This is a genomic window from Salegentibacter flavus (assembly GCF_900115145.1).
Taxonomy (GTDB): Bacteria; Bacteroidota; Bacteroidia; order Flavobacteriales; family Flavobacteriaceae; genus Salegentibacter; species Salegentibacter flavus.
In genome coordinates this window covers 135,133-155,252 of the sequence record NZ_FOVL01000007.1, presented here as the reverse complement: position 1 = coordinate 155,252, position 20,120 = coordinate 135,133, and the positions used below count along the sequence as shown (strand labels likewise).

Here is a 20,120-nt window from a genome sequence, read left to right as displayed (position 1 = left end):
CTTAATCTTCAATTATTTGATTGATTTTTTCAATTACCAGTTGCATCCGCTCTTCTAGCATGAGAGGGTGAATATATGCCGTAAGAATCTCCTCCAGGATATCATTATCTGTAAACTTCTTAAATTCTGAGCGCAGAAATTCCCGGATTTCCGGCACATCATTCTTAATTTCCTGGACAATACTTGTACGGTTATCTATGACGTAGATAACATCTTCCAGGTCGTGACTCCAGCGGTAATCTCCGCCACGATTATTAAATGCTTCAAATTTGGTAGCGAGAAAACAGGGGGCTGATAAGATTTTTATTTCCTCGGTATTTGCTTTAGCTGTCCATAAATTCTCAAATCCGATCTTATACCAGGGATTGGAAGGACCAAACGGGCTATCTTCGGTAGACATAATATCCACCGGAATTTTATTAAACTTATAACTACAAATAGATTGTCCCTGTGGATCTGGATAAAAGCCTAATTCGGCTAATTCTTCCTGTATTTTTTGCCAATGACCAAGATTTATCACATTTAGGGTCAAATCAATATCCTTTGTGGGTCTGATTTCATCTGCCGCGGGATCATCTGCATATAAACTAACTACCGACCCACCTACAAAAACCATTTTATCTTTGAAGTGTTGGAGTCCATGAGCAACTTCTTCTACTGTTGAAATATTTATAGTTCTATTTTCCAATTATGCGTTTTTTTAGCTCGTTTAATGCTAGCTCTCGTTCTCTCACTCTACCCACACGAAGGGCATCAACCAGGGCGAGTAATTCATGTAGAGCATCATCAAATAAGGCCGCTTCGGGAACAGAGGAATATAAAGGGATAATGCTATGACCTCTTACAGGTCCTTTAGCATAAGGCCAGACATAGTTTTCGTTACTTGTTATTTGTTCGCTCAATGGCAAAGCTGAATGCGAAGTAGGAATTCCACGTACCACCGGACCCGGTTTTTGTGGAAATACATACTTTAAACCAAATTGTAAAAAGTCCATAAAAGCCATTTTCATCACTTTTTTTCCTTTAGGATCTAAAAGTCCTGAATACTTCGATCGGGCTACCGATTCACTTACTTCAGATTGACTCATCCCTAAAGCCTCAGCTACTATTTGTTGTTTCCAGGAGTTATCATTAATGCTAATAAGCTTTAACAGCAATAGGATATCCTGGGGTTTCATTTGAGTATTTAATGGTTTCATAACGTTTATTGCATATCGCGATATGCAATATTAACATTTAAAACTCAAAATATCAGCATTTTATTTATTTTTATCGCGTATCGCGATACGCGATATTTAATCTTTAGTTCGTGCAATCTGTTTACACTTATTTCTTAGTAACCTTATTTCCTCCAGAGCCCCGGGATTCCCGGCGATATTTAATAAAGGAAGCTGTTCATTTAAAAGCACAGCCTCAAAGCTGCTTAAGTCCTCTTCCAACTGCACCCAGTTTACCCGAAGATTTTCGTTGATCCAGGCTATGATCTTCTTTTCATCCCCTTTTGCAAACCTGTAATTATTCTGATTTCTTTTCCCGACTAAAGAACCCTTCTCCGGGACATAACCTAATACCGCCCCTATACTTCTGAAAAATGTACCGTGACCTTTGGCTCTTAATTCCTGATTAAGCCGTTTGCGTAAACTTTTAGAAGCGATTCCTATATAAATAATATTATGCTCGCGTGATTTTAAAACTGAAGAAAAAGAAACAGGCAGAATTCCAGGCTGTGCAATTCGTAAACAATATAAGCCTGGTATGTCTGGTAAATTACCATCTATCTCACCGGCCGGTTTAAAGTTTTTTTCATTCATCAAAACTTTTAAAGTCAGTTTAAGTTTTAAATTTTCATCACTTAAACCGACTTTTCCTTTAGGCTTCGTAATATTAAGTTTCTTAGTTCCCGTATTACTTTTCAAAGAAATAAGAGAACCTTCTTTTCTGAATAAATGTGGATAATTCTTAACTCTTGCACCTATCTGACTACTTTTAATCGCAGAACCATCCTTTTTAGAGTACCAACTATTCTTATTTAGAGAATCAGCTATTTCTACCGGGGTCATCATTCTTTTTCCCTGTGCAAGTACTTGTTCTATGGCTGCGTGTAAGGTCATATTTAAATTATTTAGGATACAACGTCTTCTTTTGCTTTTAGAATTTCAATATTAAAAGTTGATTTTATCACCTCATTAAAATCGCGAAGAACTTTGTCGGTGGCTTCTTTATTAATAAATTCCATCATATCATAAGAAACTCCTACCCAATCTCCATTTTCACTCTTTAGAATTCCATTTGAATCTTTCGATAAATGTGGAGGTAAAAAATCTTTAAGGGGAAAAGAATCATCGTTTTTACATAGAATCAGAAACAAACGGGTCTCAGATTCATCCACCTCATTAAAATTATCTATTGCGAGCTTTGAGAGTTTCATGTCTCCGTTATCATAGAATCCGGTATCAGCCTGATGAATTACCCGAAAACGATAAACATCTTCACCTATCCTAATTGGGGAAAATTTGAAGGAATAGAAATATAACACCAAATAGTTCCACCCAGAGTAATCAAGGTTAAAATATTTGCCATTACCCCCGGCTTTACAGAATTGTGGGCCACCTCTTTCAAAATCAAGACTGTACTGATTTCCAATGTAATTTACAAGATCCAGTAGCCGTTTTTGATATAAAGCTAATAGCCTATAGGAAGACCGTACATCTTGAAATAAATTCGTTAAATCCTGTTTATTTAATTTTTCCATTCTGAAATATTATTTATGTCCTGCATCCTATTTAAATTTGAAATAGATATAGACTCTGGTTTTATGAATCTTTCTAACCATTCCCCTGTAAAAAAGCCATACATCCCAAAAGACAAGACAATATCACTCAGAATATTATGAATGGCTGTATGATTGTATGTCAAATCATAAGAAGATTCAAGCCTGTATAAAACTTCTTTTACCACATGCAATATTCTTCGCCATTTACATTTGTAAATTTTTGTGGTATAATAATCATGAAGAACAGGTTCTGTCTTATTACTATTGAGTCCACCCAGAGCTATATATATTAATTCCTTTTCTTCCCCATATTCTGTGTGATAAGCAATTACCTGGTTCTTCCATTGGAAAGGATCCTGCTGTTTAATATCATAGCGTTTGGTTTCAATGATAATATCCGACTTCCGGGTACGGATAAAAACATCCGGTTGAACATGATTGGAATTAGAAGTCTCCTCTGCACTCCAATTTGGCCAGTATTCAACACTTTCCATGCTGGTTAAATCCAGTCCCGGAATGGTATCATATAAAGCCTTTTCCAGAATATGGTGAAACATTTCCTTAGGTAAATACCTCAACCTTTCAAAAACCGAAGAGGTTAAGGAATCCTCATTTAATTTAAATTGGTTCCGGTCAACCTTATTATGTTTTACAGCGTAGATCATAGAGCAAGTTCAAGTATTGTTTTTTCATAAATTTCCCCGGCTATTCTCTTAGCCGAAGCACGTTCATTGTTGTTAAAATGAATCTCATTCTGAAACTCCGGCCACTTCCCTGTCTCTTCTCTTACCTTATAGACCAACTCAGCTTCAACAGCTTCAGCCATTAAAGTGTATGGTTTATCATCTATATGTTTACCTCCCTTTAATTCTTTATCAAAAACATAAACCAATAACTCAAGTTCATCAACCTGTTTCCATTTATAGCCGTGATAACCATTGAGCCCTTTTGCTTTAATCCCCTGGGATAGTCTTGTTCCTATTGATTGACTGGCATAACCCACATAAACTATTTTACCCTCATGCTTAAGAATATATATCTTTGGAGTTTTGGTTAAGGTTAGAGGTTGCTTAAAATTGGTTGGTTTTCCATCAGATTCTTTTTTAGATAAAACTCTCTTCTCTTCTTCTCCAGAAAGAAATAAGGTGTAGCAATAAGGGCCGGTGTAATTCATATTTTTTTAAAATTTAAATCTCTCTTTTACATAAGGCTTAAAATCAAAATAAGTCCCGCCTGACTTTACATCTTTCAAATATAGATAAGATCTATCTGCTGAAATCTCCAGATCTACGGCATCTTTATCCTGCCTAACTTTAAATTTCGACTCTAGGTTAGGAACAAAATCTTTTGGCAACTGAACCCAAATTATCTCCTCATCTTCCTTAAACAACAAATTAACCGGAGCATCAAATTTGTGCACAGAAACATTAAACCACCAAACCTGTTTTGATTTGTTGATGTTGGAATAACTGGTATTACTGCTATTCACTGAACCTGCGGCAAAAGTATTTTTTAGATACTCAATAATCTGGCTTTTTTCGCTCATCTTAGAATATTTTGTTAATCAGATTCTTGGAAAATAGGGCCGAATCTTTTAAGAGCAATTCTGATTTCCTTATATTTTTATTTATTAAATCAATTTTCTCAAACATTTCATCCTGAACATTTCCTTGTAAGAATGGAACTTGAATTTTTTCGATAATTGGTTTTCTTAAAGAATTAACTGTTGAGCCAACAGATTTTTGTAATAGTTCCCCAACCTTGCCTTGAATTATATCTTTATACAAACCTAAATTTAAATTCAAATTTTTTCGTTGAGTAAAGATGTAGGTTCGCTGATGAACATCAAATTTACCTTTGTAATGTTTTATAACGTAATGACCTTCTCCTGGTAATAACAAAGCCTCTTGGTCGTAGGTATATTGATTAATCCTTTGCGTTTCAGCAGCCCTAGTGAAAAAAGGATATAAACCATTTTCTTCTGCATCTTGAGCATTCATTTTCCCTGTTTTAATCTCAAATAACTCTCCTAAAGTTTTTAATGGAAAATTAGAAGAATCCTCTTTTGAAGTGATTTCTTGTTTAATAAAACTTAGCTTAAATAATTTCTGTTTGTTCTCCAGAAATTTAATTTTTTCTTTCAGTTCATCCATCACCCACAGTAATTCGGCTAGTTGCGCCTGTTGGTCTTTTGGCGGGAGGAGAAATTCATATTTGGCTAGATCTTTAAACTTTACCCTAGGAGAAAGACCGCCGGCAGAATGTTTTACGGCATAATCAAAAAACTTCTCATTATTGACTATAAAAGGCAATAATTCAGGCATCAGGTTTTCTTTAGCTCTAAAAACTGTAATATCTCCTGAACAAATTCCGGAAAATGATGCCCGTGCAGCTTTCTTTAGATAGGCCCGTCTTCTTCCAAAGAGCACATCTCCTTTTTTAAATGCTTTTGTAAAAGTTGTACTTTCTTCCAGCGTAGCGTAATTTCTTAGATGTATGTCTTCCGGTTCTAAATGCTCAAGACCAAGTACATGTTGAATTCCTGAGGCTACAGGATCTTTTACCGATTCTTTAGGTTCTTTAACTACATCTCCAAATCTCACCTTTTGCCAGGAAGATTTATCAAGCTTTAATTCGTTTTCCAATATCGCTTCCATTAATTTTCCAGAGTTTCAAAAAGTTGATCCATAGAGACTTTTAATTCACTGGATGATTTTTCCCAATTCTCATAAACCTCCTCAAAATTTTTATTTTTATTTGCGTCATATTTATTAGCTCTTGCGTACAAGCTAACAGACATATTTCCGCCATTATGAAGAACCTCATCTTTACTTACTAAAGCAGCAAAATCTTCTTCATTACCGAAATTAGAATAGGCATTAAAAATTTTATCAATATGAGCCTGTTCTAAAAATCCCATTGTTTTCTCCTGTTTGACTTCATTCACCGCGTTAATAAAAAGAATTTGCCCTTTCTTATGTTCCGGCTTTTTGGTTCTTGTAATTAACAAACAAGCTTCCATTGGAGAGTTATAAAAAAGATTGGGTCCGAGACCTATCACACATTCAACCAGGTCTTCTTCAATCATTTTTTTTCGCATAGCCGCTTCAGAATCTCTAAATAAGATTCCGTGCGGCCATAGTGAAATGGAGCGGCCATTTTCAGAATCTAAACTTTTTTGAATATGCTGTTGGAAAGCATAATCGGCACAACCCTGTGGTGGCGTGCCCCAGAGATTACGGCCATAAGGATCATTATCAAAACTTTTCCGGTCCCAGGATTTTATAGAGTAAGGTGGATTGGCAAGAATTACATTAACCTTTTTTAGTTCGTCATATTCTAAAAAAGCCGGCCTGGCTAAGGTATCTCCCCGCACTATTTGAAACTCTTCAATTCCGTGCATAAACATATTCATCCTGGCAATGGCAGAAGTAATCAAATTAATTTCCTGGCCATATAATTTTAGGGTGCGATACTCTTTTCCTTCATCTCTGAGGTGTAAAGCGCAATTTAGAAGCAATCCTCCGGAGCCACAGGTGGGATCATAAACACTTTCCCCCGGTTGCGGGTCCATGATCATCGTCATTAGCTTTACTACCGTTCTATTAGTATAGAATTCAGCGGCTGTGTGTCCGCTATCATCAGCAAACTCCTTGATCAGGTATTCATAAGCATTTCCCAGTTGATCATCGGGAACATTCTTCAGGTTTAATTTATGCTGGGAAAAGTGTTCTATGAGGTCTGTTAGGGTTTCATCGCTAAGCCTGTTTTTATTTGTCCAGCTGGCATCACCAAAGATTCCGTAAAGCGTATCGGGATTGGCTTTTTCAATCTCACGCATAGCTTCCTGAATAGCCATTCCTACATTCGTAGTGGTTTCCCTCACCTCATTCCAGTGCGCTCCTTTAGGTATCTGAAATCTATGATTCTCTTCAAAAGAGGCATATTCCAGGTCGCCGGCACTTTCTTTTAACGCGTTTTCAAATTCTTCATCATAAACATCACAGATACGCTTATAAAAAAGAAGTGGAAAAATATATTGTTTGTAATCTCCGGCATCTATCGTACCACGTAAAGTAGTAGCCGCCCCCCAGAGATATTTTTCAAGTTGTTGTTGGGTCATTAAGTCCTTCTTTGTGAGTTGATAATTTCTTTTGCTTTTGCTCTAAGCTCAGATTCACGTTCAACCTTATCATATATTTCATTTATACAATGCTGAAGGAATTCATAGCCATCTAACAATTTATTTATATCAACCCCTTCAATATGACTTCCCGCATTTCCAACCCATTTCGTTGCAATTAAAAAATCGCTTAATTCTGGTCTTTCCCTTCCAAACTCTTCAAGCCTTGAATGGAGACTTTTCAATTTCCCCTTTTCACAGAATTTTGCAATTCCTTGCTCACTTATAATAAATTCAATTGCTGTTCTCAAGGCATTTGCAGCTGCTGCAGGATCATTGAAATAGTGACTAAATGAACGGCGAATATGTTCTTCAAGCTCTTTCGGACACTTCTCAGATATCGGAAATATTTGTAGCGGAGGGTAAAAAAATTTAGGTATAAAATAAGTGGTATGTCTCTTACTGAATTCTGGAAAATTCCCGGATATACCTACAACTGCCACATTTTCTCTACAACTAGGATTTTCACAGTTTAAAAAACCAGTAAACTGATACTTAGCCTTTTCAGGAAAGTTTCTAAAGTATTTTGGGTTTTCTTTTGCAGTCACGGAATTAGGTTTTCTTTTGAACCATTCATCTTCAAACCTCAGACTACATACTCCACAATTAGGACATACCCAATTTGGTTTTTTTGATGGAGTAAATTTAAAATTCACCCAACTATTTCTATTTATTTCATTAAGCATTAAATGAATTTTTGCAATATATTTTTAAACTTTTCTTCTGCTTCTAAACTTTCATTCCATGCCTGTTTTAAATCAGCCAGTGCCTCTTCCACAGAAGGCAGATCGTCTTTTATTATTTTCTCCACATAAAGTGGAATATTCAGATTAAAGTCATTCTCTTTGATCTCCGCCAGCTCTGCCACCTTCACATGATTCTCTACATCTTTATAATCCCCGAACCAGGAATAAATTTGTTGCACGTGTTCCGGCTCCAGGAAGTTTTGTGCTCTCCCCACCCGCACCTGGTCGGCACCATCTATAAACAGCACTTTCTTCTTTTTCTCATCCTCTTTCACCTGTTTAAAAACAAGAACACATGCAGAAAGTTGAGTTCCGTAGAATATATTCGGACCAAGACCTATAACTGCTTCCAGAAGATCTTCCTCTATAAGTTTTTTGCGAATCTTGCCTTCAGCATTTTTTCTGAATAAAGCTCCATGCGGCAGAACAACGGTCATCCGGCCGGTACTGTTCATCGATTTAATCATATGTTGCACCCAGGCCATATCGCCGTTCCCTTTGGGAGGGACTCCGGCAATATTCCTTCCGTAGGGATCATTGGCCCAATTTTCCGCTCCCCATTCTTTTAAGGAAAAAGGAGGGTTGGCAATTACGCAATCGAAAGTTTTTAAACCATCAGCTTCAAAAAAAGCCGGTTGCCTTAATGTATCCCCTCTTACAATCTGAAAATCTTCAATTCCATGCAGGAACATATTCATCCTGGCTATGGAACTGGAAGTAAGATTTTTTTCCTGCCCGTAAAGCTTTAAAGTCCGGTAATCTTCATTGTTATCTTTAAGATGATCCACACACTCAAGAAGCATTCCTCCTGTTCCGCAGGCCGGGTCATAAATGCTTTCCCCTTCATGAGGGTCGAGTATCAATCCGAGTAAATGAACTACAGAGCGCGGAGTATAGAATTCCCCGGCTTTCTTATTGGTAAGATCAGCGAAGTGCTTTATTAGGTATTCATAAGCCTGGCCCAGCATATCGGGATCCACTAACTCGTTTGAAAGCTTGTACTGAGAAAAATGCTCCACCAGGTCAATGAGCAATCTATCAGAGAGCTTATTTTTATTGCTCCACTGCGCATCCCCAAAAATCCCATACAGGTAATTTTGATTGGCCTGCTCAATACAGCGTAAAGCTTCTTCTATTTTCTGACCAACGTTATTTGTGGTATCCCGTACATCGCGCCAATGACAATCTTCAGGGATTTCGAAACGGTGAAATTCTGGTAAGGAGGCGTATTCCTCGTCTCCGTCAGATTCTTTTAAAGCTTTTTGATACTCTTCATCATATACATCAGAAATTCTTTTAAAGAATAATAAAGGAAAAATATATACTTTGAAATCTGAAGCATCTACCGGCCCTTTAAGGATCCAGGCTGCTTTGGATAAATATTGTTCAAGTTGAGATAGGTTGATTTTTTCTTTCTGCATTAGAAAAGTCAATTAGTTGAAATCGAATAGCTGAAATAAGTGTAGGGAAGTTTTTCAGCCAGCAGTAAATATAGGAAAATCTTAGAGGAATGTTAAAAAGGACACTATAGAAAATTGTAGCATTGGTAAACCTATAATTCTCAGAGTAATTCAGCGTTGATATGATTAAAGAAGTGGCGGTCTATGCTGTTTAAATCTAAATGATCAAAACATTAAACTTTGTTATAGGGAGACCAATCCGGTGACCAATTTTTTAAACCTCCGTAAGACTTAAATATACTACAAAAATCATCTTTCAATCCGACGATCGCGCAGCTCAAATTCCTACGCTTGATCCCGGATCAAACTAAATTCATAAGAATTACAGGTAAATAGAAACAATTAATATCAATTAAAAGTTTACTTATGGATAAGGAGCTATTCTGTACCTATTCTGTACCCCTTGTAAAAAACAAAGGCTCCACATTTCTGTGAAGCCTTGTCATTGCTAGTAGCGGGAGCTGGACTCGAACCAGCGACCTTCGGGTTATGAGCCCGACGAGCTACCTACTGCTCTATCCCGCGATATTGGACTGCAAATATAAGACAGAATTTAAGTTCTCACAAAGCTTTTTGTAGAAAAATTAGCTAGTAGAACATCCGTAAAATTTCAGCTTCTGAAAAACAAGCTCTTAAGACGTAAAACTATTGTTCAATACCGGAAGCTTCAAAAGACTGAAGTTCATTTTCAGAAAATTCCACCTTAATTTCAATAGGATTGCAACAGTTTTCACAATCTTCAATATAGGTCTGGCGCCTAACCGAAGGATCAAGTAACACCGATATTTCCTGCCAGCAATAGGGACATTGGAAAAAGTGTTCAAACATTATAATTTTATATTTAGCAACTGCCCGGTAAGCTGAAGCAATTCCATTTCAGCAAGCTTGGCATCATACTTGGCAAGATTCAAACTGGTTTGGGCGTCCAGAAGATTGACCTGTGCCTGGCGAAATTCTATAGAAGTGATACGCCCCAGTTTGAATTGTTCTTCTGAGCGTTCAAAATTATCCTGGTTGGTAGTTACATTTTCCTCCTGAACCCGGAATATGTAAAGCTTATTCTGGTAATTGCCCCAAGCATTTGCAATGTTTCGTTTTACTTCAAGTTCTATTTGCTTTTTAAGCAGTTCCTGGTTCTCATAATTGATCTTAGCATTCTGGACCCGGACACTGGTCCCTCCTCCATCAAAAAGGTTCCAGTTAAGGCTAACCCCTGCCGAAATCCCATCGGTGGTTGTGGTACTTCCGGGAAAAAATGCCGTAGCTGCACTTCTGTTTCTGTTCCAACCATAAGACCCGGTGAGGTCTATTGTAGGTAAATACGCTGATTTGCTGATTTTAATATCGTAATCGCTTATATTGAGATTTTTCTCTATCTGTAAGAGAGAGACATTATTCAAAGCTGCTTCTTCTACAAAAGCCTCTAATTGAAGTTCAGGGATAAAACCTACCGTGGTATCTACTACAAACTCTTTATCGATGATTTCCCTGTCCAGTAATACATTGAGATCTCGTTTGGTATTATGAAGTTGCTGCCGTGTTTCCAGCAGGTTTATACTGTCGTTATTTACATCTACCCTGGCATTTAAGACCGCCAGGTTATTGGTTTGACCATAATCAAATTGATATTGTGCCCGGGTAACCCGTTCCTGTGAAGTTTCCAACACATCCTGAAGAACTTCTATATTTTGGGTTAGCCGTGCAATCTCGTAATAGACACTCATAAGCTGCAGGATAGTGTTTTCTATGGTTTCCCTGGCTTCCAGTTGTGAGAGGTCGTATTGTTCTTTAAGGCTCTTATAATTATATAATCTTCCCAGTCCGTCAAACAAAGTATAATCAACATTAATAGAAGCGTTATACCTGTTGCTTTCAATACCTTTCTGGTCTACGTTTTCACGATCTTCAGGTTCTGTAAGCCGGTCATTAAGATCATAGCCTGCACCGGCCTGCCCCCTAAGCCTCGGCAAATATCCTGAATTAAGTATCCCCTGATTATTCTCTGCGATCTCCACCTGGTTTCTGGCGATCTTTATTCCAAAGTTATTCTCCAAAGCTCGTGCAATAGCTTCCTCTTTAGTAATAATCTCTTTCTCCTGAGATGAAACCTGGAATACAACTAAAAGAATTATTACAAACGCAAACCTAAGTTCTTTCTTCATGCTCTTTCTCTTCATTTTGTTCCTTAATTGCTCGCTCTACCGCTTCATTGCTCACCCGGTTTCCGGTTGCGAGCCATTTCCCTCCAACCTTAATATTATTACTGATAGATAGCAACAATGGCAGTAATAAGAGAGTTAAAACAGTGGCAATGGCGATTCCGTAGGAAATTGAGATTGCCATAGGTTTCAGAAATTGAGCCTGCCTACTCTTTTCAAGCAGTAAAGGTGCCATCCCGGCAATGGTAGTAATCGAGGTAAGAAAAATAGCTCTGAACCTCGCCCTTCCGGCTTCATACAAGGCATCTTCGAAATTCATTCCAGACCGCAGATTCCCATTAAATTTACTTATCAATACTAAACCATCATTAACCATAATTCCAATAAGTGCAATAATGCCCAAGGCTGAAAGTACATTTACAGGAAAATCGTGAATCCAGTGTCCCCAGGCAACTCCAATGATACTGAAAGGAATCATTAGCATTAATAAAAATGGCTGACTGTAACTTCTGAAGGTAAAGGCTATTGTTGCATAAATTAGAAATAAAATTACCGGCAGCACACCCTTGGCAGAATTAGTCAATTTATTTGCTTCCCGGTTCTGGCCTTCATAGGAAACTCCTATACTTGGATATTTCGCCAACAGCTCGGGCATTATATTATTTTTAATATCGGTGAGGATTTCTGTCGAGCTGCCATTTGGATCTTCCATATCTGAGCTTACCCTTATTTCTCTCATGCCATCCAGATGGCTTATAGATTCAGTTCCCCTAATAATTTCGTAAGTAGCTATTTCATTAAAAGGCACCCTGCTTCCCGATAAAGTGGTAAGACGCATATCATCAAGATCATTAATAGAAGACCTGTTTTCCCGGTTGTAGCGCACCCAAACCCGTATTTCATCCTGCCCACGCTGAAAACGCTGGGCCTGAGTTCCAAAAAATCCATTTCGTACCTGTCTCATCACTTCACTAAGATCTAGACCAAGAGCATAGGCGTTATCCTTTAGCTGAATATTGATTTCTTTTATCCCTTTAGGATCATTGTCTTTAACATCTTTTAGAAGTGGGTTATTTTCAAAAATTGCTTTTAATTCCTCTTTAGCAGCTTCCAGCTCCTGAAGATTATTACCCAGAAGAGATACCGAAACAGGATCTCCCCCAAAATTTCCACCAGATCCAAAGGTTAAATTCTCCACCCCAAAGACAGGTCCAACTTCCTCCCTAATCGCGTTAGTGATCTCAGGAGAACTAAAATCTCTTTCTTCTCCAGGCAGTAAGTTTACCTGCAACGATGCTTTATTATTTCCGGGGCCAACCCTTTTAATGGTATTTTCGATTACCGATATATTATCGGTTTGTCTTGCAGTAAAATCTTCGTTCACCCGCCAGGCGGCATCTTCAACCATCGAGATTATAGAATCTGTACGAGCGGGATTCACCCCTTCCGCCATTAGCAAATCAATACTCACCCGGTCACTGGCGATACTGGGAAAAAGAGTGACCCTAATCCAGTTTCCTCCAATAGCACCTATAGTTAATATTAAAATTGAAGCCAGGATTCCCAAGGAAAGAATCTGTTGTCGCAACACGAATTTTAATGCAGGGCTATAAAATTTATCCCGATTATAGCGCATAATACGATCACCAAGTTTATTTATTTCACGCATTTTGCTGAAAAACCCTGTTTTTTTCTTTTCCGGATTTTCTGATTTTCGTCGTTGCAGTGCCTTCGAGTGCGCGATATGGGCAGGAAGAATTATAAGCGCCTCCACCAGGGAAACGGTTAAAGTAAGGATTACCACAGTAGAAACCTCACTGAAAAACTCTCCTATACGACTATCAAGAAAAAGGAAGGCTGAAAAGGCAAGAACAGTAGTGATTATCGCTGAAATAATTGGAGGCACTACCTCCATCGTTCCATCGAGAGCAGCCTGAACGGGCGATTTCCCCATTTCATAATGCTGATAGATATTTTCTCCAATTACAATCCCATCATCAACCAGGATCCCTATAACGATGATCATTCCAAAGAGAGAAAGCACGTTAATGGTTACCCCAAACTGGCCGGCGAAAATAAACATCCCCAAAAAAGCGATTGGCAGGCCGAAGGCCACCCAAAATGCCAGACGAATATTCAGAAAAAGAGCAAGAAAGAATATCACCAAAAGAATTCCAATCGCTCCGTTTTCCATAAGCAGGCGGGTACGCTGGCCCAGAGTAATGGAGGAATCTGAGACAACATCTAATCGAATATTACTGCTTTTGGAATTATAATCGGCGACGTATTTTTTTACTGCGGAAGCAGCAGATAATAAATCTTCATTGTTGGTGTTGCTAATGGAAACATTCACTGCAATATTCCCATTGAAATAAGAGGCATTGGAGGTTTCGCTAAATTGATCCCGTACCGTAGCTACATCACTAAGCCGGGTGATCTGCCCACTCTCCGAAGAACGCACCACCAGGTCATTAAGAGCGTCGGCGTAGTAGGAACGACTGTTGGCTCTAATTAAATAATCTTCCGCATCGGTTTTAATGGTACCACCTGTGCTCAGTATATTTGCTGATCCTACGGTGCGAGCAACCTCTTCGAAGGTGAGGTTATAGGCGAGTAAATCGTTTTGGCTAACGGCAATTTCAATCTCTTCCTGAGGGAAACCGGAAATCTCAATCTGGGAGATCCCATCTATTCTTCTCAGGTCGTTCTCTATCTGTTCGCTAATACGCTTTAAAGTGACCAGAGGGACTCCTTCTCCGCTTATCGCAAAACTTATGGAAGGACGAACCCTTTCCTGTTTTGAAACCACCAGGGGTTCCATTCCCCCGGGAAAAGTGGGAACACGATCTACCGCGTTCTTCACTTCAGTAAGCATCACATCAATGTTTTCATCCTGTTCTATCTCTACTGTAATAGAACCACCGCTTTCACGAGCTACAGAGGTCACCCTGTCTATTCCAACAAGCCCTTTAAGATTATCTTCAATCTTAAGAATAATTCCCTCTTCAATTTCTTCGGGAGCAGAACCGGGATAATTCACACTAATGTTTATAATCCTGGAATCTTGCAACGGAAAAAAGGAGGAATTCAGGCTAAGAACCCCAACCAGGCCAAAAATGGCAAATGCGAGGATGACCACGTTTACGGCAACTTCGTATTTTATAAAGTAACTTATTAATTTTCTCACAACTATAGGTTTTTAGTTGTGTCTTCCTGCTGAATCTTCACTACCTGACCTGGATAAGCTCCGGGAACCGGGGCCGAGATCAGTTTTGTACCGTCTTCCAATCCTTTAATCACCACGCTTTTTGAAGCAAAATATACGGGATCAACTTCCTGGAGGGCGAGAATACTATCCCGAACCACATACACCTTAGAACGGTCTATTAATAGTTCTCTGGGAATCTCAATGGCGTTTTCCTCATCGCGGGCATCGAGACTTGCCTCCAGATACATGCCTTCACGAATATCAGGATCTGCAACTTTTATAAACACCTGGATAGTTTGGGACTGCCTGTCTACTCTGGCATTAATCCGGCTTACTGTGCCATTATAGGTTTTGGTTTTTTCGAGGTTTTGGAGAGAAACATCCTCCCCTGCTTTCAGTAGATCTGTAAACCTTTTAGGTACCGCTACTTCCAGTTCATAAACCGTAGGATCTATAAATTCCCCAAGTTTCTGACCTGGGCGAACAAGAGTTCCGGGATTTACGGCAGCTTCCGTTAGCACTCCGTTAAAAGGAGCACGAATCGTAAATTTGCTCAACCGCTCTTCCAGGTTTTTTATCTCGTAATAGGCTGATAAAATTCCGCGACCTGTGATGAAGTACTTTTCCTTTTCTGTATCCATTTCGGGTAAGGGCGGGGTGGTTTTATTTACATCGAAATTAGTTAAATACATCTGCCATTTCTGAAAAGCTTCAGGATAATCCATTCGCAAATCCGGCATTATTGAGGTAATGGTATTGTACAATTCGCTTTTCGCTGAAAGTACCCCTGCATAGTATTCTTGAGAATCGATAGTAAGAAGTACCTGTCCACGGGAATATTGCTGGCCGGGTCTGAAATCTTTGCTGCTGGACCGGAAGATTCCCTGTACTTCAGAAAACAATTCAAGTTTTTTAAGGGCAGTTACATCTCCGTTGGCGGGAATAACGATAGGAACCGTTCGGTTCTTTACAGTTTCCACAAATACATTTTTAACGGTTTTTCTGGCCTCGGGAACTTCCTGCACATTACTGTCTATAATTGCTTTAGCTCCGAATATTGCTAATATAACCAGCAATATTCCTAAAATCGAAAGAATAATTTTTCTTGAATCCATACGGCGGTTAGACTTACAAAGTCTAAAATAGTTTAATAAACAATTTATAAATTATGCATATTGGTCAAGTTTCTCCTGAAGCTCTTCCCATTCAAGCATTAATTCTTCAAGTTTCTGTTTGTTCTTATTATATTTTTCAAGAAAATCTGGTTTGGCCATCATTTCTTCATAATTAGTGGCAAGCTCAACATCTTTTTCTTTGATCTCCTTTTCAAGTTTAGCAATCTTAGCTTCGGTATTGCTGAGTTTATTCTGAAGGGATTTTATTTTTTTCTGATCTTTGTAAGACTGCTTTCCTTCATCTGGCTGACTTCTCTTTGCTGCCCGGGCGACTTCATCTTTTTTCTCGATTGCCCGCATATTTTCAGCTTGCCGCTGGTCCAGGTAAAAGTCAATATCGCCAAGATATTCCTTTATTTTCCTATTCTTAAATTCATATACTGTTTTTGTAAGCCCCTGAAGGAAATCCCTGTCGTGAGAAACAAGAATTAAAGTGCCTTCAAAATTCTTAAGTGCTTGTTTCAGTACGTTTTTAGATTTGATATCAAGGTGGTTTGTAGGCTCATCCATTACCAGCACGTTAAACGGCTGGAGCATCAGTTTTGCCAGTGCCAAGCGGTTACGCTCACCTCCTGAGAGGACTTTCACCTTTTTATCTACCTCTTCCCCCCTGAATAAAAATGAACCCAGAATATCTCTCACCTTACTCCGGTTCTTTTCATTGGCAGCATCGATCATCGTGTCGTGCACGGTTTTTTCCCCATCAAGATATTCTGCCTGGTTTTGCGCAAAATACCCTATTTGGACATTATGGCCCAATTTTAATTTTCCGGTATACGATATTTCATCGACAATAATCTTGGCAAGAGTGGTTTTACCTTGTCCGTTTTGTCCTACAAAAGCAATTTTACTCCCGCGCTCAATTAGTAGATTAATATCTTCCAAGACCTGGTTATCGCCGTAAGCTTTTCCTACATTTTCAGCCTCAATAACCACCTTCCCCGGTTGTACAGAAATAGGAAAATGAATGTTCATTACGCTATTATCATCTTCATCTACTTCAATTCGGTCTATTTTATCAAGCTTTTTTACGAGCGATTGAGCCATAGATGCCTTAGAAGCCTTAGCCTTGAATTTATCGATGAGCTTTTCATTTCGCTCGATCTCCTTTTGCTGATTCTTTTGCGCAGCCAGTTGTTGCTCCCTCAGTTCATTGCGGAGTTCCAGGTATTCTGAATAAGGCTTTTTGAAATCATAGATCTTTCCGAGAGAAATTTCAATGGTTCGATTTGTTACATTATCGAGAAACATTTTATCGTGGGAAACGATCACCACGCATCCGGGATAATTGGTAAGAAAGCTTTCCAACCAGATGATACTTTCAATATCGAGGTGGTTAGTAGGCTCATCCAGCAATAAAATATCATTATTCTGAAGCAGGATCTTGGCAAGTTCTATCCTCATTCTCCAACCTCCCGAAAAGGTGTCGGTAACCTTATCAAATTGATCCCGGGTAAAACCAAGGCCTAAAAGCACTTTCTCAGTATCTCCCTGATAATTATACCCTCCTATTATCTCATATTGATGAGTAACCTCGCTCAATTCCTGAATTAAGTCTGAATAGGAATCAGTCTCATAATCTGTTCTTGTAGCAAGTTGGGTATTGATGTGGTCTATCTTTTTTTCCAGCATTTTGATCTCTTCAAAGGCCTGTTGTGCTTCTTCCACAACGGTTCGTCCCTGAACAAAATCTATATCCTGTTTTAAAAAGCCAATCTTAAGCTCCTTCTCTTTAGCGATCTGTCCTTCGTCATATTCCTGTTCTCCCGCCAGGATCTTAAGCATTGTAGATTTCCCGGCACCGTTTTTTCCAATTAGACCAACCCGGTCACCACCGTTTAATCTAAAGGTTACTTTTTCAAAAAGGTACTCGCCGCCAAAGGAAACGGACAGATTATGAATATTAAGCATTTATAATTTTTATTTTTGCAAATATGCCTAAATTTACCTTGCAAAAAAAATGAGATGAAGTTCCTGAAAGGCAAAAAGTTATATAGTATTTTATTTGGTGTTTGCCCCGTGTGTCACGAGGAAAGTATGTACAAGGAAAATAACCCCTATAAACTAAATCGCATCTTTGATATGCACGAGCGTTGTTCTAATTGCGGGACTAAATATAAGATAGAGCCTTCGTTTTTCTACGGCGCTATGTATGTAAGTTATGCATTAGGTGTAGCCTTTGCCGTGGCCGCATTTATTATTAGCCACTTATTTTTTGGGGCAGGTTTAATGATCTCTTTCTGGTCAATTATTGGAACCCTGGTAGTTTTTATGCCGGTGATCATGCGACTCTCAAGAAATATCTGGATTAATTTCTTTATGGATTACAAAAAGGAAGCGGGTAAAGCGCATCAGACTGAATAATGCTTTTTGGTAAAACGGGCTAAGTCCACCTCTAGCGGTAAAGGCTCTGCGGTTTCCGTTAGCTTAATGATTTCTTCTGAAAGCATTGGCGAGATTAACATTCCCCTGCTTCCAAAACCATTGCAACAATAAAGATTCCTATACTCCGGATGCTGTCCTGCCAAGGGTCTTCTGTCTTTACTGGCAGGCCTGATCCCGGCCACCTGATCGACCACATCAAATTTGCAACTTATTACCGCCGAAAGCTTGCGGATTAATTCCTCTCTTGCTTTAGTGGTAGGTTCAGGAGATTTATCCTGGTTATTATAAGTAGCGCCTACCCGATACAGGTTGTTGCCTATCGGAATTATAAATACTGAAGATTTTACAATTTCATTCATCTGAAGCTCTTCAGAATAAATTGTAATATATTCTCCTTTATTCCCGGTTAAAGGCAGATAATTGAAAAAGGGATTATTTATAAGTCCGAAACCTTCACAGAAGATTATTTTTTTAGCCTCAAGCCCCTTGTATTCCAAATGATTTTCTTCGATTTTCAGAGCATCATAATCAAAATTCTCAAAACTAATTTTATCCTGTTTTCTTAAATGAATCCCATATTCAGAAATCATAAGCTCTGTATTTACGGTACCGGTATGCAAGACTTCCCCGAAGCCATAATCCGATTTTATACAAGAATTCAGTTTCGGCTTAAGTTCGGTATTGAGAAAGTCTGAAAGTCCGGGTTTATCGGCAGCAGAAAACCAGTTGTTTTGTTCCTCAGCAGAATTAAACCTTCTATAGATATTATTCGGATAGAACAATTTTACCCGCAGTTTCTCCTCGATATTCTTATAAAATGGGATGGCAATTTCCAGTTGCTCATCGGCCTTCCAGGCGAGGGTGAAGCGTTTCAGGATCACTGGATTTATGAGTCCCGCTGCAACAACTGAAGCTTTTTGCACACCTCCTTCAAACACCCTGTAACCAAGTCCATTTTCTTCGAGGCGCTCACAAACAGAAATTCCACTTAATCCTAAACCTACAACTATATAGTCTACCATAACTTAAAAATAAAGTTTCTAAGGGAAATAAGAAAACCCTGGATTCAATTCATTAAAAAAGCGTCCAATAGGGACGCTTTAATGTTTTCACTTTAAGGGACTAATTAATAGTTCCACATATCCTGTTCAAAGTTACGAATTTGTTCTTTTATACGTTCAGACTCCAGGAGCTGCCTAAATGCATTATCAACTATATAGTCATTGATCTGGCGATCGCCATGCACATTTTCTTCCTGATAGATTATCCCGTTAAAGCGCCTGGCATTAAGCAAATGGTCAAAGCTTATACTTTGAGAAGTATTGCCTCCACTAAAAGCTTTGTTTTTGTGTAACAGTTCCCTGGCATCGGGAAACCATACCCAGAAAAGTTCTACAAGATCGGTTTGGCCGGAATCAATAAAGTTCACATCAGGTGCAACGGGTGCAATACCGAGTAAACGATACTTCAATTCAGCCTGTCTTTTGTCGAAATACCACATCCCGCGGATATGATATTCAGCAATATCAGCAGAGCTAAGGTCACGTCTATCAATAAACTGCTCGTCCACCTGTTCTCCTGCGTTGTATTGCTCAATTCCAAGATCGGTAGTATCTACTTTAGAAAGAGTTGCCTGGATATCTTTAAGGGAACGCTTTTCGGTAAAATAAGAATCGGCATATATATTCTCGATTGTCCCATCCTTAATTCCTTTCATAAGGATATCGTAAAGCGAACGCCGATTTCCACCAATATTATTAGTGTCTATTGGATAAAACAACGGAAAATTCACCCTTTCATCCAGGTCTATTATTTCCCATACATTTTTAGACCAAAGCACATCTCTGTCTTCAATGTAGCCGTATTCCAGGGGCTTATCATTAAGGTCGCTTTGGCGCTGAGCTTCGGTTTGTTTACCGATATCTCCAGGGTCTTTGGCGTTCAAAATATTTGTCTGCCCGAAGGAAACTGTGGTCACTAACACCAGTGTTATAACAAATAATCCTCTCCAGCTCATGGTCATAAATTTTA

At 38.7% G+C, this 20,120-nt stretch carries 19 protein-coding genes and 1 tRNA gene; 1 reads left to right on the top strand and 19 read right to left on the bottom strand.

What is annotated here, in order from left to right:
- Position 1: 1 nt before the first annotated feature.
- The 17 genes from BM266_RS07615 to BM266_RS07535 form a co-directional block, all read right to left on the bottom strand.
- Positions 2 to 688, bottom strand: coding sequence for a nucleotidyl transferase AbiEii/AbiGii toxin family protein (locus BM266_RS07615; protein WP_093407898.1), 687 nt, complete (start codon positions 686 to 688; stop codon positions 2 to 4).
- The gene (locus tag BM266_RS07610) at positions 678 to 1,199 is read right to left on the bottom strand and encodes a hypothetical protein (protein ID WP_245760404.1); all 522 of its coding nucleotides are present in this window, start codon (positions 1,197 to 1,199) and stop codon (positions 678 to 680) included. The genes BM266_RS07615 and BM266_RS07610 overlap by 11 nt, the downstream gene beginning before the upstream one ends.
- 96 nt (positions 1,200 to 1,295) lie before the next feature.
- Positions 1,296 to 2,111, bottom strand: coding sequence for a GIY-YIG nuclease family protein (locus BM266_RS17065; protein ID WP_175494776.1), 816 nt, complete (start codon positions 2,109 to 2,111; stop codon positions 1,296 to 1,298).
- 11 nt (positions 2,112 to 2,122) lie between these two features.
- Positions 2,123 to 2,752 (bottom strand): hypothetical protein, encoded by a 630-nt coding sequence (locus BM266_RS07600; RefSeq protein ID WP_093407893.1) that lies wholly within the window; start codon positions 2,750 to 2,752, stop codon positions 2,123 to 2,125.
- On the bottom strand, positions 2,740 to 3,438 hold the full coding sequence (locus BM266_RS07595; protein WP_093407891.1) for a hypothetical protein: 699 nt from the start codon (positions 3,436 to 3,438) through the stop codon (positions 2,740 to 2,742). Before BM266_RS07595 ends, BM266_RS07600 begins: the two co-directional genes overlap by 13 nt.
- Positions 3,435 to 3,947, bottom strand: coding sequence for a hypothetical protein (locus BM266_RS07590; RefSeq protein WP_093407889.1), 513 nt, complete (start codon positions 3,945 to 3,947; stop codon positions 3,435 to 3,437). The genes BM266_RS07595 and BM266_RS07590 overlap by 4 nt, the downstream gene beginning before the upstream one ends.
- 6 nt (positions 3,948 to 3,953) lie before the next feature.
- Positions 3,954 to 4,319 (bottom strand): hypothetical protein, encoded by a 366-nt coding sequence (locus BM266_RS07585; RefSeq protein WP_093407886.1) that lies wholly within the window; start codon positions 4,317 to 4,319, stop codon positions 3,954 to 3,956.
- 1 nt (position 4,320) lies between these two features.
- On the bottom strand, positions 4,321 to 5,430 hold the full coding sequence (locus BM266_RS17060) for a restriction endonuclease subunit S (protein WP_175494775.1): 1,110 nt from the start codon (positions 5,428 to 5,430) through the stop codon (positions 4,321 to 4,323).
- Entirely contained in the window at positions 5,430 to 6,896 is a 1,467-nt protein-coding gene (locus BM266_RS07575; protein ID WP_093407884.1) for a type I restriction-modification system subunit M, read from the bottom strand. Before BM266_RS07575 ends, BM266_RS17060 begins: the two co-directional genes overlap by 1 nt.
- Entirely contained in the window at positions 6,896 to 7,642 is a 747-nt protein-coding gene (locus tag BM266_RS07570; RefSeq protein ID WP_093407881.1) for a DUF4145 domain-containing protein, read from the bottom strand. The genes BM266_RS07575 and BM266_RS07570 overlap by 1 nt, the downstream gene beginning before the upstream one ends.
- Positions 7,642 to 9,123, bottom strand: coding sequence for a type I restriction-modification system subunit M (locus BM266_RS07565; RefSeq protein WP_093407879.1), 1,482 nt, complete (start codon positions 9,121 to 9,123; stop codon positions 7,642 to 7,644). Before BM266_RS07565 ends, BM266_RS07570 begins: the two co-directional genes overlap by 1 nt.
- 491 nt (positions 9,124 to 9,614) lie before the next feature.
- Positions 9,615 to 9,687 (bottom strand) — tRNA-Met (locus BM266_RS07560).
- A gap of 120 nt (positions 9,688 to 9,807) precedes the next feature.
- Positions 9,808 to 9,990, bottom strand: coding sequence for a CPXCG motif-containing cysteine-rich protein (locus BM266_RS07555; RefSeq protein WP_093407876.1), 183 nt, complete (start codon positions 9,988 to 9,990; stop codon positions 9,808 to 9,810).
- Entirely contained in the window at positions 9,990 to 11,324 is a 1,335-nt protein-coding gene (locus tag BM266_RS07550) for a TolC family protein (RefSeq protein ID WP_093407874.1), read from the bottom strand. The genes BM266_RS07555 and BM266_RS07550 overlap by 1 nt, the downstream gene beginning before the upstream one ends.
- The gene (locus BM266_RS07545) at positions 11,308 to 14,508 is read right to left on the bottom strand and encodes an efflux RND transporter permease subunit (protein WP_093407871.1); all 3,201 of its coding nucleotides are present in this window, start codon (positions 14,506 to 14,508) and stop codon (positions 11,308 to 11,310) included. Before BM266_RS07545 ends, BM266_RS07550 begins: the two co-directional genes overlap by 17 nt.
- Before the next feature lie 2 nt (positions 14,509 to 14,510).
- Positions 14,511 to 15,644 carry an efflux RND transporter periplasmic adaptor subunit gene (locus tag BM266_RS07540; protein ID WP_093407869.1) on the bottom strand — a complete coding sequence of 378 codons (1,134 nt, stop codon included), beginning with the start codon at positions 15,642 to 15,644 and terminating at the stop codon, positions 14,511 to 14,513.
- Between the two features lie 51 nt (positions 15,645 to 15,695).
- A complete protein-coding gene (locus BM266_RS07535) occupies positions 15,696 to 17,615 on the bottom strand; it encodes an ABC-F family ATP-binding cassette domain-containing protein (protein WP_093407866.1) in 1,920 nt (639 codons plus the stop codon).
- Positions 17,616 to 17,669: 54 nt separating this feature from the next.
- Between BM266_RS07535 and BM266_RS07530 the strand changes: the two genes are divergently transcribed.
- On the top strand, positions 17,670 to 18,068 hold the full coding sequence (locus BM266_RS07530) for a DUF983 domain-containing protein (protein WP_093407863.1): 399 nt from the start codon (positions 17,670 to 17,672) through the stop codon (positions 18,066 to 18,068).
- Here BM266_RS07530 and BM266_RS07525 read toward each other — a convergent pair.
- Positions 18,056 to 19,111 carry an NAD(P)/FAD-dependent oxidoreductase gene (locus BM266_RS07525; RefSeq protein ID WP_093407861.1) on the bottom strand — a complete coding sequence of 352 codons (1,056 nt, stop codon included), beginning with the start codon at positions 19,109 to 19,111 and terminating at the stop codon, positions 18,056 to 18,058. The two genes, BM266_RS07530 and BM266_RS07525, sit on opposite strands and share 13 nt — an antisense overlap.
- Positions 19,112 to 19,215: 104 nt before the next feature.
- The gene (gene porN, locus BM266_RS07520) at positions 19,216 to 20,106 is read right to left on the bottom strand and encodes a type IX secretion system ring subunit PorN/GldN (RefSeq protein ID WP_093407858.1); all 891 of its coding nucleotides are present in this window, start codon (positions 20,104 to 20,106) and stop codon (positions 19,216 to 19,218) included.
- Positions 20,107 to 20,120 lie beyond the last annotated feature (14 nt).